This is a genomic window from Rhodococcus sp. P1Y (genome assembly GCF_003641205.1).
Taxonomy (GTDB): domain Bacteria; phylum Actinomycetota; class Actinomycetes; order Mycobacteriales; family Mycobacteriaceae; genus Rhodococcoides.
Genome location: NZ_CP032762.1, coordinates 3,488,939 through 3,506,116 on the forward strand (window position 1 = coordinate 3,488,939; position 17,178 = coordinate 3,506,116).

Here is a 17,178-nt window from a genome sequence, read left to right on the forward strand (position 1 = left end):
TTAGGCTCGGCCAATGCCCGCACGTCTTGTCGATCGAAATCCCGTCGTTCCGTCCGATCAACTGATCGCTCAGATGGTTCCACCGGCCATGTTCGACGATGTCAGCTTCGCCTCGTACATCCCCGATCCGAACGAGCCGAGCCAGGCCGAGGCAGTGCGTAAGGCCGAGGAGTTCTCGCAGAAGGTCGGCAAGATTCGCAGCAAGGGCAGCAAGCGCGGCCTGTTCGGGAAGAAGGCGCCCGCCACCGGTCTCGGTCTGTACCTCGACGGCGGATTCGGTGTCGGCAAGACCCACCTTCTCGCGTCGATCTTTCACAGTGTCCCCGAGCCGAAAGCTTTCGGTACGTTCGTCGAACTGACCCACGTCGTCGGCGCGCTCGGCTTCAATAAGGCCCTGGAGGAATTGTCGAACCACAGCGTGCTGTGTATCGACGAGTTCGAGCTCGACGATCCAGGCGACACGATGCTCGTCTCCCGGCTGCTGTCGGAGCTCTCGGCGCGCGGCGTGTCGATCGTTGCCACGTCGAACACACTTCCCGGCCAACTGGGGGAGGGACGTTTCGCTGCCGAGGACTTCATGCGCGAGATCAAGAAGCTCGGCTCGATCTTCGAGTCCATTCGTGTCGATGGTCCCGACTACCGACACCGCGATCTGCCGCCTGCCCCCGATCCCACGTCCGAGGACGAACTGATCGAGCGCGCGGGCCGGATCGAGGGAGCCACTCTCGACGATTTCGACGAGTTGCTGGCGCACCTGAGCACGCTGCATCCTTCCAGGTACGGCAAACTCCTCGACGGTGTGCAAGCTGTGTTCTGGAAGAACGTACATCCGGCGTCGGACCAGGCAGTTGCGCTGCGCCTCGTGGTTCTCGCAGACCGCCTCTACGACGCGAGCATCCCGGTGACGTCCTCGGGCGCGAAGCTCGACGAAATCTTCACCGAAGAGATGTTGGCGGGCGGCTACCGCAAGAAGTACCTGCGTGCCACTTCCCGACTACTCGCTCTGTCGCGGTTCGCCGCGGTGGGCTGACAGCAGCGAAACTCAGACGGCACGTTCCAGGACGAAGTCGTCGTGGACCTCGGCGCCGACGGTGAATGTCTTGGTTCCCACCTGCGCGAAGCCCTGCTTGGCGTAGAACCGTTGGGCTCGGAGGTTTTCCTGATTGACCCCTAGCCAGATACCGGCGCACCCCGTCTCTGCGGCGAGGGCAATCACCGACGACATGAGTTCGGCCGAGACGGCGCCGCCGTGATGGCCCGGCATGACGTACATCTTCGACAACTCGAGCGTTGGAGACAGCGTCAACGCCTGTGCGATAGCCGAATCAGTCGGTTCCCCGTGAATCAGCATTGCGTAGCCGACAATCGAATCGTCTTCGCGCGCAGCGAGTATCGTGCGCGCAGGGTCGTCGAGATACTCGCCGAAGCGCTCGTGTGACAGGACCTCGTCGATGAACGCGTCTATCGATTCGCGAGTCGACCCGGGAGGGCACGCCAGCGGGAACGTCACCGCGGCAACGTCAGCCAACTGCTCGGCCTCCCAAATCCCGGCAGGCCCGACGGTGATAGTCATAGTTTGTCCACAGCTTCCTTGGCTTCTCGAAGAGACAGACCCGTCCGCGCGCGCAGCAACTTGATCGCGGCGATGGCCCGACCCTCCGCTTTGAGCGCGCGGAGCTTGGGGATGATGTCCTCCCAGGCTCGTGTGTCGAGACCGGTCGCGACGACGTAGTTGCCTGGTGAGGGAAGTGCATTCCCGCGCTCGACCGACTCGACGATGTCCTTCGCTTCTTTCAACCCGGCGCCGGTCCGCTCACGGAAAAGCTTGATTGCGTGGATCTTCTTCTTCTCGCCCACCAGTCGATAGATCTCGTCGCGAGCCGAGCCGTCGAGACCCGAGAGCTTCAGCTGGGTAGTCGATGCAGCATTCTTGCGCGGACTTTTTCTGGCGAGAAACCACGCTGCAAGTACCGCAGCGTCGATGAGGACGAGTGCAACGATGAACCATCCCCACGTGGGCATGGGACAAGTAGAACACTTGACTACGCCGAGTTCCGAAACAGGTCTTCAGAGGTGGGGGAAGATGCTTGTCGCCGCGTCGAGTGACCTCTCGGCGACCCGATGCTTCGCAGCCGAAAGGTCGTGGCCGGCACCGGATATCTCGACCGACGTCGTCTCGGCCGGAATCAGCGCTATGGCGTCCGCGAGTTCGTCGGGTGTGCCGAACGGATCCTTGGTGCCGGAGACGAACATCGTCGGCACAGCGATGTCCGGTAGATGGGCAGTGCGCGATTTCTCCGGCTTCCCGGGCGGATGCAGGGGGTAGGACAGCAGGACGAGACCGGACGCCAAACCCTCGTCCTCGGCCACCGCCATCGAGGCTTGGCGTCCACCGTAGGAATGGCCACCCACGAGGACGGGTTCACCGGTGCGGCTGCGCAGGAAAGCAACAGCGTCGCGCACACTGTCGCGGTCGCCTGCTGCCTTGGATGGATGCGGGGGACCGGATTGCTTCAGCTGCCGAAACGCAAGGTCGAATCTCAGCACCGTGATTCCCCCTGCGGACCACGTGTTCGCCAGATCGACCAGCAACTTCGCCGTGCAATTACCGCCGGCGCCGTGCGTGAGCGCCAACGACCCGACAGAAGGACCGTCGGGAACATGAAGGAAGCCGCGCACACCGCCTTCGGCAATGTACGCGGCTTCGGCAGCCGGTTCAGGCGCTGGCTTGGGACTCATCCTTCGATTCTGCGCGGTCGGTGGTCTCGGAACCATCGGGTTCGGCCGAATCCTTCATTTCGCCGTTCTCGTCGACCATGTCCGCGAAGGCCGTTCCCGAGACCATGCCGCCCGTACCGGGCAGCGTCACGGTCGGCCGGGCACCCGGTTCGTATTTCTGCTCTATGCCCGCGACCTGCTCCTCGGCTTGCTGTCGGGTCTCGTCGTCGACCTCGATGTCGGTGGTCTCGTTTCCCGTGTGGCTCTCGTCGGCCATGTGCGGCTTCCTTCCGTCGGGTGGGCTGCCACTCCAGAGTGCACCTTTATGACGTGGATCACCACCCGATTGCGCCGTGCCATTGCCGATGTCGTTATGAGCGCACGAAAAAGCCCCGGCACGAATGCCCGGGGCTGTAATCGTTGGTGCGCGATACTGGGATTGAACCAGTGACCTCTTCCGTGTCAGGGAAGCGCTCTCCCGCTGAGCTAATCGCGCAGGTACATCGAAGCAAGGTCGGGAACCTTCACTTCATCTGCGAGGTGGAGACGGGAATCGAACCCGTGTGCACGGCTTTGCAGGCCGTTGCCTCACCACTCGGCCACTCCACCATGGACCGTGTTCATGTTTCGTACCCTGGTCCTCGAGCGGATGACGGGATTCGAACCCGCGACCCTCACCTTGGCAAGGTGATGCGCTACCACTGCGCCACATCCGCATGCTCCTCGGAGGCATTTGCTGTCTCCGTGGTGCGGTGAAAACATTAGACTAACTCTTCGCAAACTCACAAATCAGCTGGTCAGACTGGTTTTTCGAGCCTGGGGGAGTCTGAAGACCACGCGAAACGCGTGGGTCGGATGGGCGTTCGAGAGTCCGGTGGGGCGATTCGAATTCCGGCTGACGTCCGTGTTAATGTTTTGCCTCGTTCGAGACGCACGCGTGCTCACGAGCGAAAACGGTCCCGTGGCTCAGTGGAAGAGCGTCCGCTTCACACGCGGAAGGTCGCTGGTTCGATCCCAGCCGGGACCACCGAAAGAAAAGCTCCGCGCTCCGTGCGTGGGGCTTTTTTTCGTTGCCACGCCGGTAGCCTTGGTCCCGTGACCACAGACGACGCCCACGCCGGTGAGAAGAACGACGGCGGCGTGCTCGACCGAGTAGCCGACCGTCGTCGAAAGTTCCGGGCCAGGATCGGTGCCAACCCGACGTTGGATCTCGCGTATAGGATCACCGTCGGTGTCGTCGGGCTCATCGTCCTCGCCGTGGGAATACTTGCCATCCCGTATCCCGGACCAGGGTGGCTGATCGTGTTCGCAGGACTCGGCATTCTGGCGTCGGAGTTCGAGTGGGCACACCGGTTGCTCAAGTTCGCTCGCCAACACTACGACCGCTTCATGGCGTGGTTCTCTCGCCAGTCCATCGTTGTCAAAGCCGCGGGCGCCCTGCTCACCACCGTTATCGTCCTGTTGACGCTCTGGCTTCTCGGAACCTTCTCGCTCGTGGGGGGATGGTTCGGTCTGGACTGGGGCTGGCTCGAAAGGCCGTTCTAGCCGCGCCGTGCAGTGTGACGGCGAGGACGCGGCCGACAGCCGATAGGCTGTCCTCGGTCTTACCGACCACGTCAGGACAATCGAGGAGAACATCGCCGTGACCATGCCCGTAACCGCTGTCTTGCCCGCCCGCATCATGGTGCCGGCCGGAACGACCGCCGGGACGGCGCTTCGGGACACGGGGTTGCCGAACAAGGGCCCGGACGCGATCGTCGTCGTCCGCGACGCGGACGGGAAATTGCGCGACCTGTCGTGGGCTCCCGATGCCGACACCGAAGTCGAACCGGTTCCGGCGAACACCGAAGACGGACGCAGCGTCATCAGGCACTCCGCCGCGCACGTGCTCGCGCAAGCGGTCCAGGAACTGTTCCCCACCGCGAAGCTCGGCATCGGACCGTTCATCAAAGACGGGTTCTACTACGACTTCGATGTCGAAGAGCCCTTCACCCCCGAGGATCTGGCCGCTCTCGAAAAGAAGATGAAGCAGATCGTCAAGGCGGGTCAGCGCTTCTCTCGTCGCGTGTACGAGTCGATCGAGCAGGCCCGAGAAGAACTGGCGAACGAGCCGTACAAGCTCGAGCTAGTGAACGACAAGTCCGGTATCGACGACCCCGAGATCATGGAGGTCGGCGGCGGTGAACTCACCGCGTACGACAACCTCAATCCTCGCACCGGTGATCGGATCTGGGGTGACCTATGCCGTGGTCCTCACATCCCGACCACAAAGTACGTCCCCGCGTTCAAGCTGACCCGAAGTTCCGCGGCCTACTGGCGCGGAAATCAGGACAACGCCGGATTGCAGCGCATCTACGGCACGGCATGGGAGTCGCCCGAGGCGCTCGACGCGCACCTGGAACTCCTGGCCGAGGCCGAGCGTCGCGACCATCGCAAGCTCGGTTCCGAACTCGACCTGTTCAGTTTCCCCGACGAGTTGGGATCCGGCCTACCGGTGTTCCACCCTAAAGGCGGCATCATCAGGACCGAGCTGGAGAACTACTCGCGCCAGCGGCACATCGAAGAGGGCTACGACTTCGTCAACACGCCCCACATCACCAAGGGGCACCTGTACGAGGTTTCCGGCCACCTCGATTGGTACCGCGACGGCATGTTCCCGGCGATGCACCTGGACGCGGAACTCGACGCCGAGGGCAAAGTTCGTAAGCCAGGCCAGGACTACTACCTGAAGCCGATGAACTGCCCGATGCACAACCTGATCTTCCGCTCGCGCGGACGCTCCTACCGTGAACTTCCCTTGCGACTGTTCGAGTTCGGGACCGTCTACCGCTACGAGAAGTCCGGCGTGATTCACGGCCTCACCCGTGTCCGCGGTATGACGCAGGACGACGCGCACATCTTCTGCACCCGCGATCAGATGCGCGACGAGTTGACCCGTGCCTTGCAGTTCGTGCTCGGATTGTTGAAGGACTACGGACTCGACGACTTCTACCTGGAGCTCTCCACTCGGAACCCGGACAAGTCCGTCGGCAGCGACGAGGTGTGGGAAGAGGCCACGAACACTCTCGCCGAGGTCGCAGCGGCGTCGGGTCTCGACCTGGTGCCGGATCCGGGCGGCGCGGCGTTCTACGGACCGAAGATCTCGGTGCAGGCCAAGGACGCACTGGGACGTACCTGGCAGATGTCGACCATTCAGCTCGACTTCAACCTGCCGGAGCGCTTCGAGTTGGAGTACACAGCCTCGGGCGGAGTCAAAGAACGCCCGGTGATGATCCACCGCGCATTGTTCGGGTCGATCGAGCGATTCTTCGGGGTGCTCACCGAGCACTACGCGGGCGCCTTCCCGGCGTGGCTCGCGCCCGTACAGGTCGTCGGTATCCCGGTGGCCGAGGTACATCAAGACCATCTGTTCGCTGTCGTTGCCGAGCTCAAGAAGCGGGGCGTCAGGGCCGAAGTCGACTCGAGCGACGATCGTATGCAGAAGAAGATCTTCAATCAGACCGCGCAGAAAATCCCGTTCATGCTGCTCGCCGGTGAACGCGACGTCGAGGCAGGCGCAGTCAGTTTCCGGTTCCGCGACGGCACACAGGTCAACGGAGTCGACACCGGCAAGGCCGTCGAACTGATCGTGGACTGGATCGCGGCTCGAAACAACGCATCTCCCACCGCCGCGCTCTTCACCACAGATCAGGAGTGAGCTGACCATGCCCGAACAGGACGCGGCGATCGTCGACATCGGTCCAGGTGAACCCGACCGGCTCCAGCGGTTGTGGACTCCGCATCGGATGTCGTACATCGCCGAGGCCCCGGGCGCGAAAGAGCGGTCGAGCGAGCCCTTCTCCGACATACCGAAGATGAGCGACGAGGATGGCCTGGTGGTGGCACGTGGGGAGCAGGTGTACGCGGTACTCAACCTGTACCCGTACAACCCCGGACACACCATGATCGTGCCGTATCGCCGAGTCGCGGCGCTCGAAGATCTCACGCCCGCCGAGAGTGCAGAGCTGATGTCCTTCACCCAGCGTGCGATCCGGACGATCAAGAACGTGTCGAATCCACACGGTTTCAACGTCGGGCTCAATCTCGGTGCAGCAGCCGGGGGCTCGCTGGCCGAGCATCTGCACCAACACATCGTGCCGCGATGGGGCGGTGACGCCAACTTCATCACCGTCGTGGGCGGTGCAAAGGTGATGCCTCAGCTGCTGCGCGATACCCGGGCATTGCTCGCATCGGCCTGGGCCTGATGAACAGAACTCGGGAAGGGGGCTCGCGGTGCTGAGCATTCTCGGCAGGGCGCCGATGTCCAAAGTGACTGCCCCTCTCGGCAGAGCGCTCAACAGCACGGGGTTGACCCCCAACTCGGTGACGTTGATCGGCACAGTGATCACCGTTGCTGCGGCGGTGACGATGTTCCCGGCCGGGTACCTGTGGTGGGGATCGATCGTCATCACCCTGTTCGTCCTCTTCGACATGCTCGACGGTGCGATGGCTCGCGCGAGGGGCGGCGGCACCAAGTACGGCGCGGTGCTGGACGCGACGTGCGACCGGGTCGCGGACGGAGCCATCTTCGGCGGTCTGGCGTGGTGGGCGGTGTACAGCGAAGAGAACAAGCTGTTGCTGATCGCCACGTTGATCTGCCTGGTCACCTCCCAGGTCATCTCGTACGCCAAAGCCAGAGCCGAGGCCAGTGGTCTGTCCGCGGACGGGGGATGGATCGAGCGGCCGGACCGACTGGTGATCGTTCTCGTCGGCGCCGGATTCACCGGTGTCGGACGGCATTACGACGTGCCGTGGCTCGACAGTCTGATCTATCCGGCGATGTGGATCCTCGCGATCCTCTCCGTCGTGACGGTCTTTCAACGCGTGCTTGCGGTGCGTCGTTCGGAGGGGGCGCGAGACATCATCGTCAAGCCCGACACCTCGCAGACGGGCGAGCCCGATACGAAGACCGAGTCGCCGTGACGTTCGCCGAACGAGCCTCCGACGCCGGATATGCAGCCGGGTGGCGGTTGGTTCGAGGGTTGCCGGACGGCCTGGCACGCAAGCTCTTCGACGCAGGAGCCGATGTCGCCGCGAAGCGGCACGGCGGCCCACAACAGCTGCGCCGCAATCTCGGTCGCGTACTGGGAGTTCCAGCCGACCAGGTTCCTGACGCGGTCGTACAGGCGAGTGTCCGCTCGTACGCACGGTACTGGCGGGAGGCGTTCAGGCTGCCTTCGATGAATCTCGACGCTCAGGCCGCAGTGATCGACAATTGTGTTCACGGACGCGAGCACCTCGATGCCGCCCTCGCCGAAGGCGTCGGTGCTGTGCTCGCACTCCCGCACAGCGGAAATTGGGACATGGCGGGAATGTGGCTCGTTCGGTACTACGGACGATTCTCGACGGTCGCCGAGCGTCTGAAGCCGGAATCGCTCTATCAGCGCTTCGTCGACTACCGGGAAAGCCTGGGATTCGAGATTTTCCCGCTCAGCGGAGGTGAGATTCCTCCGCTCGCGGCGCTCTCGGATCGGTTGCGCGACAACAAGGTCGTGTGCCTGCTCAGCGAGCGTGACCTAGCGAAACACGGTGTGCCGGTGACATTCTTCGGTGAGCCGACTCGCATGGCTGCGGGCCCGGCGAAGCTGGCGCTCGACACAGGTGCGCACCTTCTCGCAGTGCACTGCTACTTCGACGGTGACGGGTGGGGATTCGACATATCACCACGAATCCCGGTCGACGGGGGAGTCGAACGCGCGACGCAGGATCTCGCGAACACATTTGCGGCGAACATCGCAGCGCACCCGGAGGACTGGCACATGCTGCAGCCGCTGTGGCTCGCGGACCTGTCCGACGCTCGACGCGCACGAATCGAGGGATCGTGAAGATCGGGATGGTCTGCCCGTATTCCTTCGACGTACCGGGGGGCGTTCAGGCGCACGTCGAGCAGTTGGCCGAGGTGTTCATCGAGCGGGGACATCGTGTCAGCGTCCTGGCGCCTGCCTCCGAGGACACCGAACTGCCGGAGTTCGTGGTCTCGGCAGGCGAAGCGCTCGCGATACCGTACAACGGATCCGTCGCTCGGCTCCGATTCGGTCCGATCACTTACTCGCGCATCCGAAAATGGATCGCCGAGAACGATTTCGACGTACTGCACATCCACGAACCGAACGCACCGAGCCTGTCCATGCTGGCATTGAAGGCTGCGGAGGGCCCGATCGTCGCGACGTTTCATACGTCGACCACGAAGTCGTTGGTACTCAGCACATTTCAAGGTGTGCTTCGCCCGTACCACGAGAAGATCAGCGGCCGCATCGCCGTGTCCGAGCTTGCGCGACGCTGGCAGGTCGAAGCTCTCGGTAGCGACGCAGTCGAAATCCCCAACGGCGTCGACGTGTCGGCGTTCGCCCGCGCACCGATGCTTCCCGGGTACCCGAAAAGCGGCGGGACAGTGTTGTTTCTCGGCCGCTTCGACGAGCCGCGTAAAGGTATGGCGGTGTTGCTCGGAGCACTACCCGATCTCGTGAACCGTCATCCGGACGTCGAAATACTCGTGGTAGGCCGAGGCGACGAAGACAAACTGCGTAAGGAAGCGGGCGAGCTCGCCTCGCACTTGACCTTTCTCGGGCAGGTCGACGACGACAAGAAGGCGTCTGCCATGCGCAGCGCCGACGTGTACTGCGCTCCCAACCTCGGAGGCGAGAGCTTCGGCATCGTGTTGGTGGAGGCGATGGCGTCGGGAACTGCGGTGGTGGCGAGTGAGCTCGACGCATTCCGCCGCGTGCTACGAGACGGAGTCGCAGGCCTGCTCGTGCCGGTCGGGGACTCCGCGAGCCTCGCGACCGCGATCGATTCGGTGCTCTCGTCCGAGGATGTCAAGAACGGACTGATCGAAGCCGCGGCGCGGGCCGTCACCGAATACGACTGGCCAGTCGTCGCCGAACAAATAATGCGTGTGTACGAGACGGTTACCGTCGGAGGTCAGAAAGTGCGAGCGGCCGGCTGATGACATTGTCCGCATTGACGGTCCTCGTCGTAGGTCTCGTCGCCGTTGTCATTCTGGTGGTCGGACTGTGGGCGTACGCCACCGCGAACCGACTCGACAGGTTGCACGTCCGATCCGATCTGGCGTGGCAATCCCTCGATTCCGCGCTGGCACGGCGTGCCGTCGTCGCACGGGCGGTTTCTGCCGCCACGCGGAGCAATCTGGATGCGAGTCGGCGACTGGCCGCACTGGCGGACGCGGCGGAACGCGCGAATCGAGATGATCGAGAGGACGCCGAGAACGCAGTGTCGATGGCGCTGGCCGCCCTCGACCCCGCGGATCTCCCGCCGCAGCTCGTGGCGGAGCTGGCCGATTCCGAAGCGCGTGTGCTCATCGCGCGTCGATTCCACAACGATGCTGTGCGCGACACACTCGCGCTGCGCGCGACTGGGCCCGTGCGACTGCTTCATCTCGGCGGCACCGCCTCGCTTCCCTCGTACTTCGAGATCGCCGAACGTTCGGCGTCCGAGACTTTCGGACACGAGGGGCGTGCGGTACAGCGCACGTCGTCGCGGGTGGTACTCGTCGACGAGCGCGGACGCGTACTACTCCTGCGCGGGCACGATCCGACGGTTCCCGAGGTCTACTTCTGGTTCACGATCGGTGGCGCAGTGGAGTCGGGTGAGAATTTGCGTGACGCGGCCGCCCGCGAGGTTCGTGAGGAAACCGGTCTGCACGTCGCGGCGTCCGAGCTGAAGGGGCCGATGTGGCGCCGGGTCGCGACCTTCCCGTTCAACGGGACGCTGCTGCGCTCCGAGGAACTGTTCTTTGCCTTCCGGACTCAGGAGTTCGAACCCGAACACGCTGGGTTCACCGATCTCGAACGCCGAACGGTGACCGGCCATCGCTGGTGCACGGAGGACGACATCAGGTCCCTTGCCGCGACCGGTGAGACGGTGTACCCGCAGGACCTGGCAGAGCTTCTCGACGAAGTCAACATCGTCCTCGCGCGTCGCGTGGAACCCGAAGTGCGCGCCATCCGCTGAAAGGGCCAGCCACTGTTCACTGGCTATTGGAACGAGCGCCAGCGACGGCTTAGTCTCGTGGTCGCCGCTTTTCTGCACGCGGCCCGAACCGTTCCTCAACACCAGGAGATACTTTGAGTACGCCTATCGTGCCCGCATCAAGTGACCTCGACAACGCCGGGAGAGGCACTGCTCGGGTCAAGCGCGGTATGGCCGAAATGCTCAAGGGCGGCGTGATCATGGACGTCGTGACGGCCGAGCAGGCCAAGATCGCCGAGGACGCCGGTGCCGTTGCAGTGATGGCGCTCGAGCGCGTTCCCGCGGACATTCGCGCTCAGGGTGGGGTTTCGCGAATGAGCGATCCCGACATGATCGATTCCATCATCGCGTCGGTGTCGATTCCAGTGATGGCGAAGGCGCGCATCGGCCATTTCGTCGAGGCACAGATCCTGCAGAGTCTCGGCGTGGACTACGTCGACGAGTCCGAGGTCCTCACACCCGCCGACTACGCGAATCACATCGACAAGTGGAACTTCACCGTTCCGTTCGTCTGTGGAGCGACCAACCTCGGTGAAGCGCTACGCCGCATCACCGAGGGCGCGGCGATGATCAGGTCCAAGGGCGAGGCCGGTACCGGCGACGTCTCGAACGCAACGACACACATGCGCAAGATCCGTGACGAGATCCGTCGTCTGACCTCACTGCCCGAGGACGAGTTGTACGTGGCCGCCAAGGAGCTGCAGGCGCCCTACGACCTCGTCGTCGAGGTGGCTCGGGCAGGGAAGCTTCCCGTGACGCTGTTCACCGCGGGTGGAATCGCCACCCCGGCCGACGCTGCGATGATGATGCAGCTCGGTGCCGAAGGTGTGTTCGTCGGATCGGGCATCTTCAAGTCCGGCAACCCGAAAGAGCGTGCCGAGGCCATCGTGAAGGCCACCACGTTCCACGACGATCCCGACGTCCTGGCGAAGATCTCTCGCGGCCTCGGTGAGGCAATGGTCGGTATCAACGTCGACGATCTCCCGGTCGGTCATCGGCTGGCCGAACGCGGTTGGTAACCGACAGGATTCATTTCAGGCGGGGCAGCAGTGCGGGCTTGTCCGGGTGATCCCATCGAACCGTGAACTCGGGTTCGGCGTCGGTCTCGGCGTAGAACTGTGTGAGGGGTTCGATCGTCCACTGTTCGTGCTCGGCGGTTCGCCTGCGTAGCGCGCCTGCGCTGAGCTTCAGATGCACGGTGACGGCGGCGTCGACTCGTCCCAGGATGGTCGGTCCCGCCACGACAAGCACGTGATCGTCGGCCGAGTCTTTGAGCGACTCACGTGCGGACCGGTCGGCAGCTTCGTTCCACAGGCGAGGTAGGTATCGGCCGCGGCCGCCGGGCGCCATCGGCGCGATGACCTCACGCTGGAGTGCGTCGAAGTCGAACCACGCTGTGCGGTAGGTGATGTCGTCGGTCCGCGAGTACTCGAAGCGTAGTGATGCGGGCCTGACGAAGTCATGGAGGTCGATTACGTCACATGCCCGGCCGGTGCTGCGAATTCTCTCCCGAATGCGGTGCGCGAACGCAACAGGATCGGCAGCGTCGGCACCGTCGACGACACCGATTGTGCGCGTGCCGAAAGGGATTCGCTCACAGATCCTCTCGACCAGCACATCCGGAAAAATTGGAACGGGAACACGTCGATCCTGGTTGGGCACCACGCCATCTTGCCTGGCGGCCCGCTTGTTAGCCTTCACGACGAGTGACGAGAAAGGTGAACAATGGCCAGCATCGAGGACATTCTCGAACTGGAACGCATCGAGAACGACATCTTTCGTGGTCGAACGTTTCCCAGTTTGTTGCAACGCACGTTCGGTGGACAGGTGGCGGGCCAGGCCCTGGTATCGGCAGTCAACACGGTCGGCGACGAGTATCGAGTGCACTCGTTGCACGGATACTTCATCCGGCCCGGGAACCCAACGGAACCGACCGTGTACATGGTCGAGCGGGTTCGCGACGGTCGTTCGTTCTGCACCCGGCGGGTGACGGGGATACAAGACGGCAAGGCGATCTTCACCATGTCCGCGTCGTTTCACGTCGAGGACCAAGGGATCTCGCACCAGGACACGATGCCGCGCGTCGTCGAACCGGAAAACCTTCCCGATCCGCGGGATCTGCCGAATTTCGACAACTCGTTCTACGAGGAGTGGAAGGAGTGGGACATCAGGAGGATCCCGGACGCTCAAACCGAGAAGCATCCAAGCTTCGCCGCCCAACAACGGGTGTGGTTTCGGTACCGCGATCCGCTACCCGACAGTCAGGTGTTCCACGTCTGCACACTCGCCTACATGTCGGACATGACACTGATCGGGTCGGCGAAAGTCCCGCACCCGTCCGTCGTGACACAAACCGCCTCACTCGATCACGCTCTCTGGTTCCTGCGACCGTTCCGCGCCGATGAGTGGTTGCTTTACGACCAGACGTCACCCTCGGCGGACTTCGGACGCGCACTGGCGCAGGGACGCATCTTCGATCGGAAGGGCAGAATGGTTGCCGCTGTCGTTCAAGAAGGTCTCATGCGCATCGAGCGGGACACGACCAAGACCGTCACCGACCCGTTCGTGCCCAAGTGAGCAGTCCGCGTATCGGAGTTCTGGCACTCCAGGGCGACGTGAGGGAGCACCTAGCGGCGTTGGAATCGAGCGGAGCGGCCGGCAGTAGCGTGCGCCGGGCCGAGGAACTGGACGAAGTCGACGGTCTGATCATCCCTGGAGGCGAGTCGACGACGATGAGTAACCTGCTCACCGTGTTCGACCTGCTCGAGCCGCTGCGCGCACGCTTGAAGGACGGCCTGCCGGCGTACGGTTCCTGCGCGGGGATGATCCTGCTCGCAGGCGAGATACTCGACACCAGGCCCGACGCCCACCATCTCGACGCGCTCGACATCACGGTTCGGCGCAATGCCTTCGGTCGCCAGGTCGATTCGTTCGAGACCGATCTGCAGTTCGCGGGTATCGAAGGCGACGCCGTACGCGCGGTGTTCATCCGGGCGCCGTGGGTCGAACGTGTCGGGCCAGATGTCGAGGTGCTGGCCACGGTCCCGGAAGGACCCGCCGCGGGACGCGTCGTCGCGGTCAGGCAGGGCAACGTCATGGCCACCAGTTTCCATCCCGAGGTAACCGGTGACCGCCGAGTCCACCAGCAATTCGTTGACCTCGTTCGCAAGTCCTTCTAGGACGTTGCGCGCCGTCTGGAGCTGTTGGGCCAACTGCACGCGTAAACTATGAACACTTGTCGTATGCACGAAAGGGGCTCCATCGCATGAGCGGCCACTCCAAATGGGCCACCACCAAGCACAAGAAGGCGGTGATCGACGCCCGGCGGGGTAAGTCTTTTGCCAAGCTCATCAAGAACATCGAGGTGGCAGCCCGAACCGGTGGTGGCGATCCGACTGGAAACCCCACGCTGTTCGACGCCATTCAGAAGGCGAAGAAGACGTCGGTTCCCATCGACAACATCGAGCGTGCACGAAAGCGCGGCGCCGGAGAAGAGACGGGTGGCGCCGATTGGCAGACCATCATGTACGAGGGTTACGGGCCGAACGGTGTCGCGGTGCTCATCGAATGTCTGACGGACAACCGTAATCGGGCGGCGGGCGAGGTGCGAGTCGCGATGACGCGCAACGGCGGCAACATGGCCGACCCGGGTTCGGTGTCGTACCTGTTCTCGCGCAAGGGTCTCGTCACGTTGGAGAAGAACGGCCAAAGCGAGGACGATGTCCTGCTTGCAGTCCTCGACGCGGGCGCCGAGGAGGTCACCGACAACGGCGACACGTTCGAGATCGTCAGCGAGCCAACCGACCTCGTCGCGGTGCGCTCGGCGCTGCAGGAGGCGGGTATCGACTACGACTCTGCGGAAGCGAGTTTTCAGGCATCGGTGAGCGTTCCCGTCGATGCCGAAGGCGCTCGCAAAGTCTTCAAATTGATCGACGCGCTCGAGGACAGCGACGACGTCCAGAATGTGTATTCCAACGTCGAACTGTCGGACGAGGTGCTCGCCGAGCTCGACGAAGACTGACGCGCTGACGGGCGGGTGTCGCAGACGCCCGTCCGCCCTGCCCTCCGCTACGCTATCGAACAACAGTTCGTAAGCGGAAGGGGCGCAACAGTGCGTGTGATGGGCGTCGACCCCGGCTTGACCCGGTGTGGGTTGAGTTTGATCGAAGGCGGAGCCGGGCGCAGCGTGATCGCTCTCGATGTCGATGTCGTGCGTACCCCCGCCGACATGGATCTTGCTCAGCGTCTTCTACGCATATCGGAGGCGGCCGAGTACTGGTTGGACACCCACAAGCCCAGTGTCGTCGCCATCGAGCGCGTGTTCGCGCAGCACAACGTCCGAACCGCCATGGGCACCGCTCAAGCCGGTGGGGTGATCGCGCTCGCTGCGGCTCGTCGCGGCATCGATGTGTGCTTCCACACCCCCAGCGAGGTGAAAGCCGCCGTCACCGGGAACGGTAGCGCGGACAAAGCCCAGGTCACCGCGATGGTGATGCGCATTCTGGGACTACAGACGGCACCGACTCCCGCGGACGCCGCCGACGCGTTGGCGCTGGGCATTTGTCATTGCTGGCGCGCTCCGATGATCGCAAGGATGGCGCAGGCCGAAGCAATGGCCGCGGAACAGAAGCGAAAGTACGAAGCTCGACTAGCCGAGGAACGTAAAGCGCGGGCGTCCGCAACCCGGAAGCTCGCGACGGCTGCAGCGAGTAAGGCCAAGAGAGAGGCAGGACTGCGGTGATCGCGTCCATTCGCGGTGAGGTCCTCACGATCGCACTCGATCACGTTGTTCTCGAAGCAGCCGGCGTCGGATATCGAATCAACGCGACGCCCTCGACGCTCGGAACATTGAGCCGAGGCTCCGAGTCGCGTCTGCTGACGACGATGATCGTGCGCGAGGACTCGATGACCCTCTACGGATTCGCCGACGGTGAATCGAGGGACCTGTTCTCGCTGCTGCTGACCGTATCCGGCGTCGGTCCCCGAATTGCGATGGCAACGCTCGCCGTACTCGATCCGAACGCGCTGCGGACAGCCCTTGCCGACAGCAACATCACTGCACTCACGCGGGTGCCCGGCATCGGCAAACGCGGCGCAGAGCGCATGGTCGTCGAACTTCGCGACAAAGTCGACGCGATCGTCGGTGGGGGATCGGCGACGTCGCTTCCGTCCGGCGCAGCCGGTGGCAATCCCGTTCGGGAGCAGATCGTCGAAGCACTCACCGGTCTCGGTTTCGCGCTCAAGCAGGCGGAGGATGCGACGGACGCCGTTTTGGCGGCGCAGCCCGACGCCTCGACGTCCGCGGCCCTGAGATCGGCTCTCGCGTCCCTCGGTAAGAGCAAGTGACCGAAGATCCCGGGTTCGAGGACTCGCAGGTGACCCCTGAGGTCACCGCGGACGACCTCGACGTCGAGACGAGCCTGCGCCCGAAGTCTCTCACCGACTTCATCGGACAACCGCGCGTGCGCGAGCAACTACAGCTCGTCCTCACCGGCGCGAAGCTTCGCGGCGGAACCCCCGACCACATCCTGATGTCGGGTCCTCCAGGACTGGGCAAGACGTCGATGGCGATGATCATCGCGCAGGAACTCGGAACCTCATTGAGACTCACATCGGGTCCTGCCCTCGAACGGGCAGGTGATCTGGCGGCGATGCTCAGCAACCTGGTCGAGGGCGACGTCCTGTTCATCGACGAGATTCATCGCATCGCGCGACCCGCCGAAGAAATGTTGTACCTGGCGATGGAGGACTTTCGAGTAGACGTGGTCGTCGGGAAGGGGCCTGGAGCGACGTCGATTCCTCTGGAAGTTGCTCCGTTCACCCTCGTCGGCGCCACGACTCGGTCCGGGGCACTCACCGGCCCGCTGCGTGACCGCTTCGGGTTCGTCGCTCACATGGATTTCTACGAGCCCGAGGAGCTCGAACAGATCCTTCTCCGCTCGGCAGGCATCCTCGGCGTACCTATCGACAAGGACGGCTGCGCGGAGATCGCAGGACGTTCGCGCGGAACGCCGCGTATCGCAAACCGGCTCTTGCGGCGCGTGCGCGACTACGCAGAGGTGCGCGGCGACGGCACGGTAACCAAGAAGACCGCCCAGGAGGCGCTCGTCGTCTACGACGTGGACCACCTCGGCCTCGATCGCCTCGACCGCGCGGTTCTGAGTGCACTGATCAGAAGCTTCGGCGGCGGTCCCGTCGGTGTCTCGACCCTCGCCGTGGCGGTGGGCGAGGAGCCCGCGACAGTGGAGGAGGTGTGCGAGCCGTTTCTGGTGCGCGCAGGTATGGTCGCGCGCACGCCTCGTGGCCGGGTGGCGACCGCGGCGGCATGGACTCACCTTGGACTGATCCCACCGCCCGACCTAGCAATCGGCGGGATTTCAGTACGCACCAACGAGGCTCAGCAGGGGTTATTCGAATAATTTGCTGATAATC

At 63.6% G+C, this 17,178-nt stretch carries 20 protein-coding genes and 4 tRNA genes; 16 read left to right on the forward strand and 8 right to left on the reverse strand.

Features of this window, described 5'->3' with window-relative positions; translation table 11 throughout:
* Positions 1–13: 13 nt before the first annotated feature.
* A complete protein-coding gene (gene zapE, locus D8W71_RS16170; protein ID WP_121114731.1) occupies positions 14–1,030 on the forward strand; it encodes a cell division protein ZapE in 1,017 nt (338 codons plus the stop codon).
* A 12-nt stretch (positions 1,031–1,042) separates the two neighbouring features.
* On the opposite strand, the gene D8W71_RS16175 is transcribed toward zapE, so the two are convergent.
* From D8W71_RS16175 to D8W71_RS16205, 7 genes are all read right to left on the reverse strand, one after another.
* Positions 1,043–1,573 carry a GNAT family N-acetyltransferase gene (locus D8W71_RS16175; protein ID WP_121114733.1) on the reverse strand — a complete coding sequence of 177 codons (531 nt, stop codon included), beginning with the start codon at positions 1,571–1,573 and terminating at the stop codon, positions 1,043–1,045.
* The gene (locus tag D8W71_RS28005; protein WP_236077461.1) at positions 1,570–2,022 is read right to left on the reverse strand and encodes a ribosomal protein L7/L12; all 453 of its coding nucleotides are present in this window, start codon (positions 2,020–2,022) and stop codon (positions 1,570–1,572) included. The genes D8W71_RS16175 and D8W71_RS28005 overlap by 4 nt, the downstream gene beginning before the upstream one ends.
* Before the next feature lie 45 nt (positions 2,023–2,067).
* A complete protein-coding gene (locus D8W71_RS16185) occupies positions 2,068–2,739 on the reverse strand; it encodes an alpha/beta hydrolase family protein (RefSeq protein ID WP_121114735.1) in 672 nt (223 codons plus the stop codon).
* Positions 2,717–2,995: a hypothetical protein gene (locus D8W71_RS16190; RefSeq protein ID WP_121114737.1), complete on the reverse strand. Its 279-nt coding sequence runs from the start codon at positions 2,993–2,995 to the stop codon at positions 2,717–2,719. The genes D8W71_RS16185 and D8W71_RS16190 overlap by 23 nt, the downstream gene beginning before the upstream one ends.
* 144 nt (positions 2,996–3,139) lie before the next feature.
* Positions 3,140–3,214 (reverse strand) — tRNA-Val (locus tag D8W71_RS16195).
* A gap of 42 nt (positions 3,215–3,256) precedes the next feature.
* Positions 3,257–3,327 (reverse strand) — tRNA-Cys (locus D8W71_RS16200).
* A gap of 35 nt (positions 3,328–3,362) precedes the next feature.
* Positions 3,363–3,434: transfer RNA gene (locus D8W71_RS16205), tRNA-Gly, on the reverse strand.
* A 239-nt stretch (positions 3,435–3,673) separates the two neighbouring features.
* Between D8W71_RS16205 and D8W71_RS16210 the strand changes: the two genes are divergently transcribed.
* From D8W71_RS16210 to pdxS, 9 genes are all read left to right on the forward strand, one after another.
* Positions 3,674–3,745, forward strand: a tRNA-Val gene (locus D8W71_RS16210).
* A gap of 113 nt (positions 3,746–3,858) precedes the next feature.
* Positions 3,859–4,263 (forward strand): TIGR02611 family protein, encoded by a 405-nt coding sequence (locus tag D8W71_RS16215; protein WP_236078017.1) that lies wholly within the window; start codon positions 3,859–3,861, stop codon positions 4,261–4,263.
* Positions 4,264–4,366: 103 nt separating this feature from the next.
* Positions 4,367–6,415 carry a threonine--tRNA ligase gene (thrS, locus tag D8W71_RS16220; RefSeq protein WP_121119347.1) on the forward strand — a complete coding sequence of 683 codons (2,049 nt, stop codon included), beginning with the start codon at positions 4,367–4,369 and terminating at the stop codon, positions 6,413–6,415.
* 7 nt (positions 6,416–6,422) lie between these two features.
* Entirely contained in the window at positions 6,423–6,962 is a 540-nt protein-coding gene (locus D8W71_RS16225; RefSeq protein ID WP_121114741.1) for an HIT family protein, read from the forward strand.
* 28 nt (positions 6,963–6,990) lie between these two features.
* Complete coding sequence (gene pgsA, locus D8W71_RS16230) at positions 6,991–7,680, forward strand: phosphatidylinositol phosphate synthase (RefSeq protein ID WP_121114743.1); 690 nt, start codon at positions 6,991–6,993, stop codon at positions 7,678–7,680.
* Complete coding sequence (locus tag D8W71_RS16235; protein WP_121114745.1) at positions 7,677–8,582, forward strand: phosphatidylinositol mannoside acyltransferase; 906 nt, start codon at positions 7,677–7,679, stop codon at positions 8,580–8,582. The genes pgsA and D8W71_RS16235 overlap by 4 nt, the downstream gene beginning before the upstream one ends.
* Positions 8,579–9,703 carry a glycosyltransferase family 4 protein gene (locus tag D8W71_RS16240; RefSeq protein WP_121114747.1) on the forward strand — a complete coding sequence of 375 codons (1,125 nt, stop codon included), beginning with the start codon at positions 8,579–8,581 and terminating at the stop codon, positions 9,701–9,703. The genes D8W71_RS16235 and D8W71_RS16240 overlap by 4 nt, the downstream gene beginning before the upstream one ends.
* Positions 9,703–10,728 carry an NUDIX hydrolase gene (locus D8W71_RS16245; protein ID WP_121114749.1) on the forward strand — a complete coding sequence of 342 codons (1,026 nt, stop codon included), beginning with the start codon at positions 9,703–9,705 and terminating at the stop codon, positions 10,726–10,728. The genes D8W71_RS16240 and D8W71_RS16245 overlap by 1 nt, the downstream gene beginning before the upstream one ends.
* A gap of 128 nt (positions 10,729–10,856) precedes the next feature.
* Complete coding sequence (pdxS, locus tag D8W71_RS16250; RefSeq protein ID WP_268959758.1) at positions 10,857–11,765, forward strand: pyridoxal 5'-phosphate synthase lyase subunit PdxS; 909 nt, start codon at positions 10,857–10,859, stop codon at positions 11,763–11,765.
* A 10-nt stretch (positions 11,766–11,775) separates the two neighbouring features.
* Here pdxS and D8W71_RS16255 read toward each other — a convergent pair whose 3' ends face one another.
* Positions 11,776–12,408 carry a hypothetical protein gene (locus tag D8W71_RS16255; RefSeq protein WP_236077462.1) on the reverse strand — a complete coding sequence of 211 codons (633 nt, stop codon included), beginning with the start codon at positions 12,406–12,408 and terminating at the stop codon, positions 11,776–11,778.
* A 63-nt stretch (positions 12,409–12,471) separates the two neighbouring features.
* Here D8W71_RS16255 and D8W71_RS16260 point away from each other — a divergent pair, with 63 nt between their 5' ends.
* From D8W71_RS16260 to ruvB, 6 genes are all read left to right on the forward strand, one after another.
* Positions 12,472–13,323 carry an acyl-CoA thioesterase gene (locus D8W71_RS16260; RefSeq protein WP_121114754.1) on the forward strand — a complete coding sequence of 284 codons (852 nt, stop codon included), beginning with the start codon at positions 12,472–12,474 and terminating at the stop codon, positions 13,321–13,323.
* Positions 13,320–13,925, forward strand: a complete 606-nt coding sequence (pdxT, locus tag D8W71_RS16265; protein WP_121114756.1) for a pyridoxal 5'-phosphate synthase glutaminase subunit PdxT — start codon at positions 13,320–13,322, stop codon at positions 13,923–13,925. The genes D8W71_RS16260 and pdxT overlap by 4 nt, the downstream gene beginning before the upstream one ends.
* An 86-nt stretch (positions 13,926–14,011) precedes the next feature.
* Positions 14,012–14,767, forward strand: coding sequence for a YebC/PmpR family DNA-binding transcriptional regulator (locus D8W71_RS16270; protein ID WP_121114758.1), 756 nt, complete (start codon positions 14,012–14,014; stop codon positions 14,765–14,767).
* Between the two features lie 90 nt (positions 14,768–14,857).
* Positions 14,858–15,487, forward strand: a complete 630-nt coding sequence (gene ruvC / locus D8W71_RS16275; protein WP_121114760.1) for a crossover junction endodeoxyribonuclease RuvC — start codon at positions 14,858–14,860, stop codon at positions 15,485–15,487.
* On the forward strand, positions 15,484–16,092 hold the full coding sequence (gene ruvA / locus D8W71_RS16280) for a Holliday junction branch migration protein RuvA (RefSeq protein WP_121114762.1): 609 nt from the start codon (positions 15,484–15,486) through the stop codon (positions 16,090–16,092). Before ruvC ends, ruvA begins: the two co-directional genes overlap by 4 nt.
* A complete protein-coding gene (ruvB, locus tag D8W71_RS16285) occupies positions 16,089–17,165 on the forward strand; it encodes a Holliday junction branch migration DNA helicase RuvB (RefSeq protein ID WP_121114764.1) in 1,077 nt (358 codons plus the stop codon). Before ruvA ends, ruvB begins: the two co-directional genes overlap by 4 nt.
* Positions 17,166–17,178: the final 13 nt, after the last annotated feature.

Coding starts and splice junctions, on each gene's coding strand:
- thrS (WP_121119347.1), top strand. CDS start 4,367: ATGCCCGTAACCGCTGTCTTGCCCGCCCGCATCATGGTGCCGGCCGGA.
- D8W71_RS16245 (WP_121114749.1), top strand. CDS start 9,703: ATGACATTGTCCGCATTGACGGTCCTCGTCGTAGGTCTCGTCGCCGTT.
- D8W71_RS28005 (WP_236077461.1), bottom strand. CDS start 2,022: ATGCCCACGTGGGGATGGTTCATCGTTGCACTCGTCCTCATCGACGCT.
- zapE (WP_121114731.1), top strand. CDS start 14: ATGCCCGCACGTCTTGTCGATCGAAATCCCGTCGTTCCGTCCGATCAA.
- D8W71_RS16270 (WP_121114758.1), top strand. CDS start 14,012: ATGAGCGGCCACTCCAAATGGGCCACCACCAAGCACAAGAAGGCGGTG.
- D8W71_RS16260 (WP_121114754.1), top strand. CDS start 12,472: ATGGCCAGCATCGAGGACATTCTCGAACTGGAACGCATCGAGAACGAC.
- D8W71_RS16225 (WP_121114741.1), top strand. CDS start 6,423: ATGCCCGAACAGGACGCGGCGATCGTCGACATCGGTCCAGGTGAACCC.
- D8W71_RS16185 (WP_121114735.1), bottom strand. CDS start 2,739: ATGAGTCCCAAGCCAGCGCCTGAACCGGCTGCCGAAGCCGCGTACATT.
- D8W71_RS16175 (WP_121114733.1), bottom strand. CDS start 1,573: ATGACTATCACCGTCGGGCCTGCCGGGATTTGGGAGGCCGAGCAGTTG.
- D8W71_RS16190 (WP_121114737.1), bottom strand. CDS start 2,995: ATGGCCGACGAGAGCCACACGGGAAACGAGACCACCGACATCGAGGTC.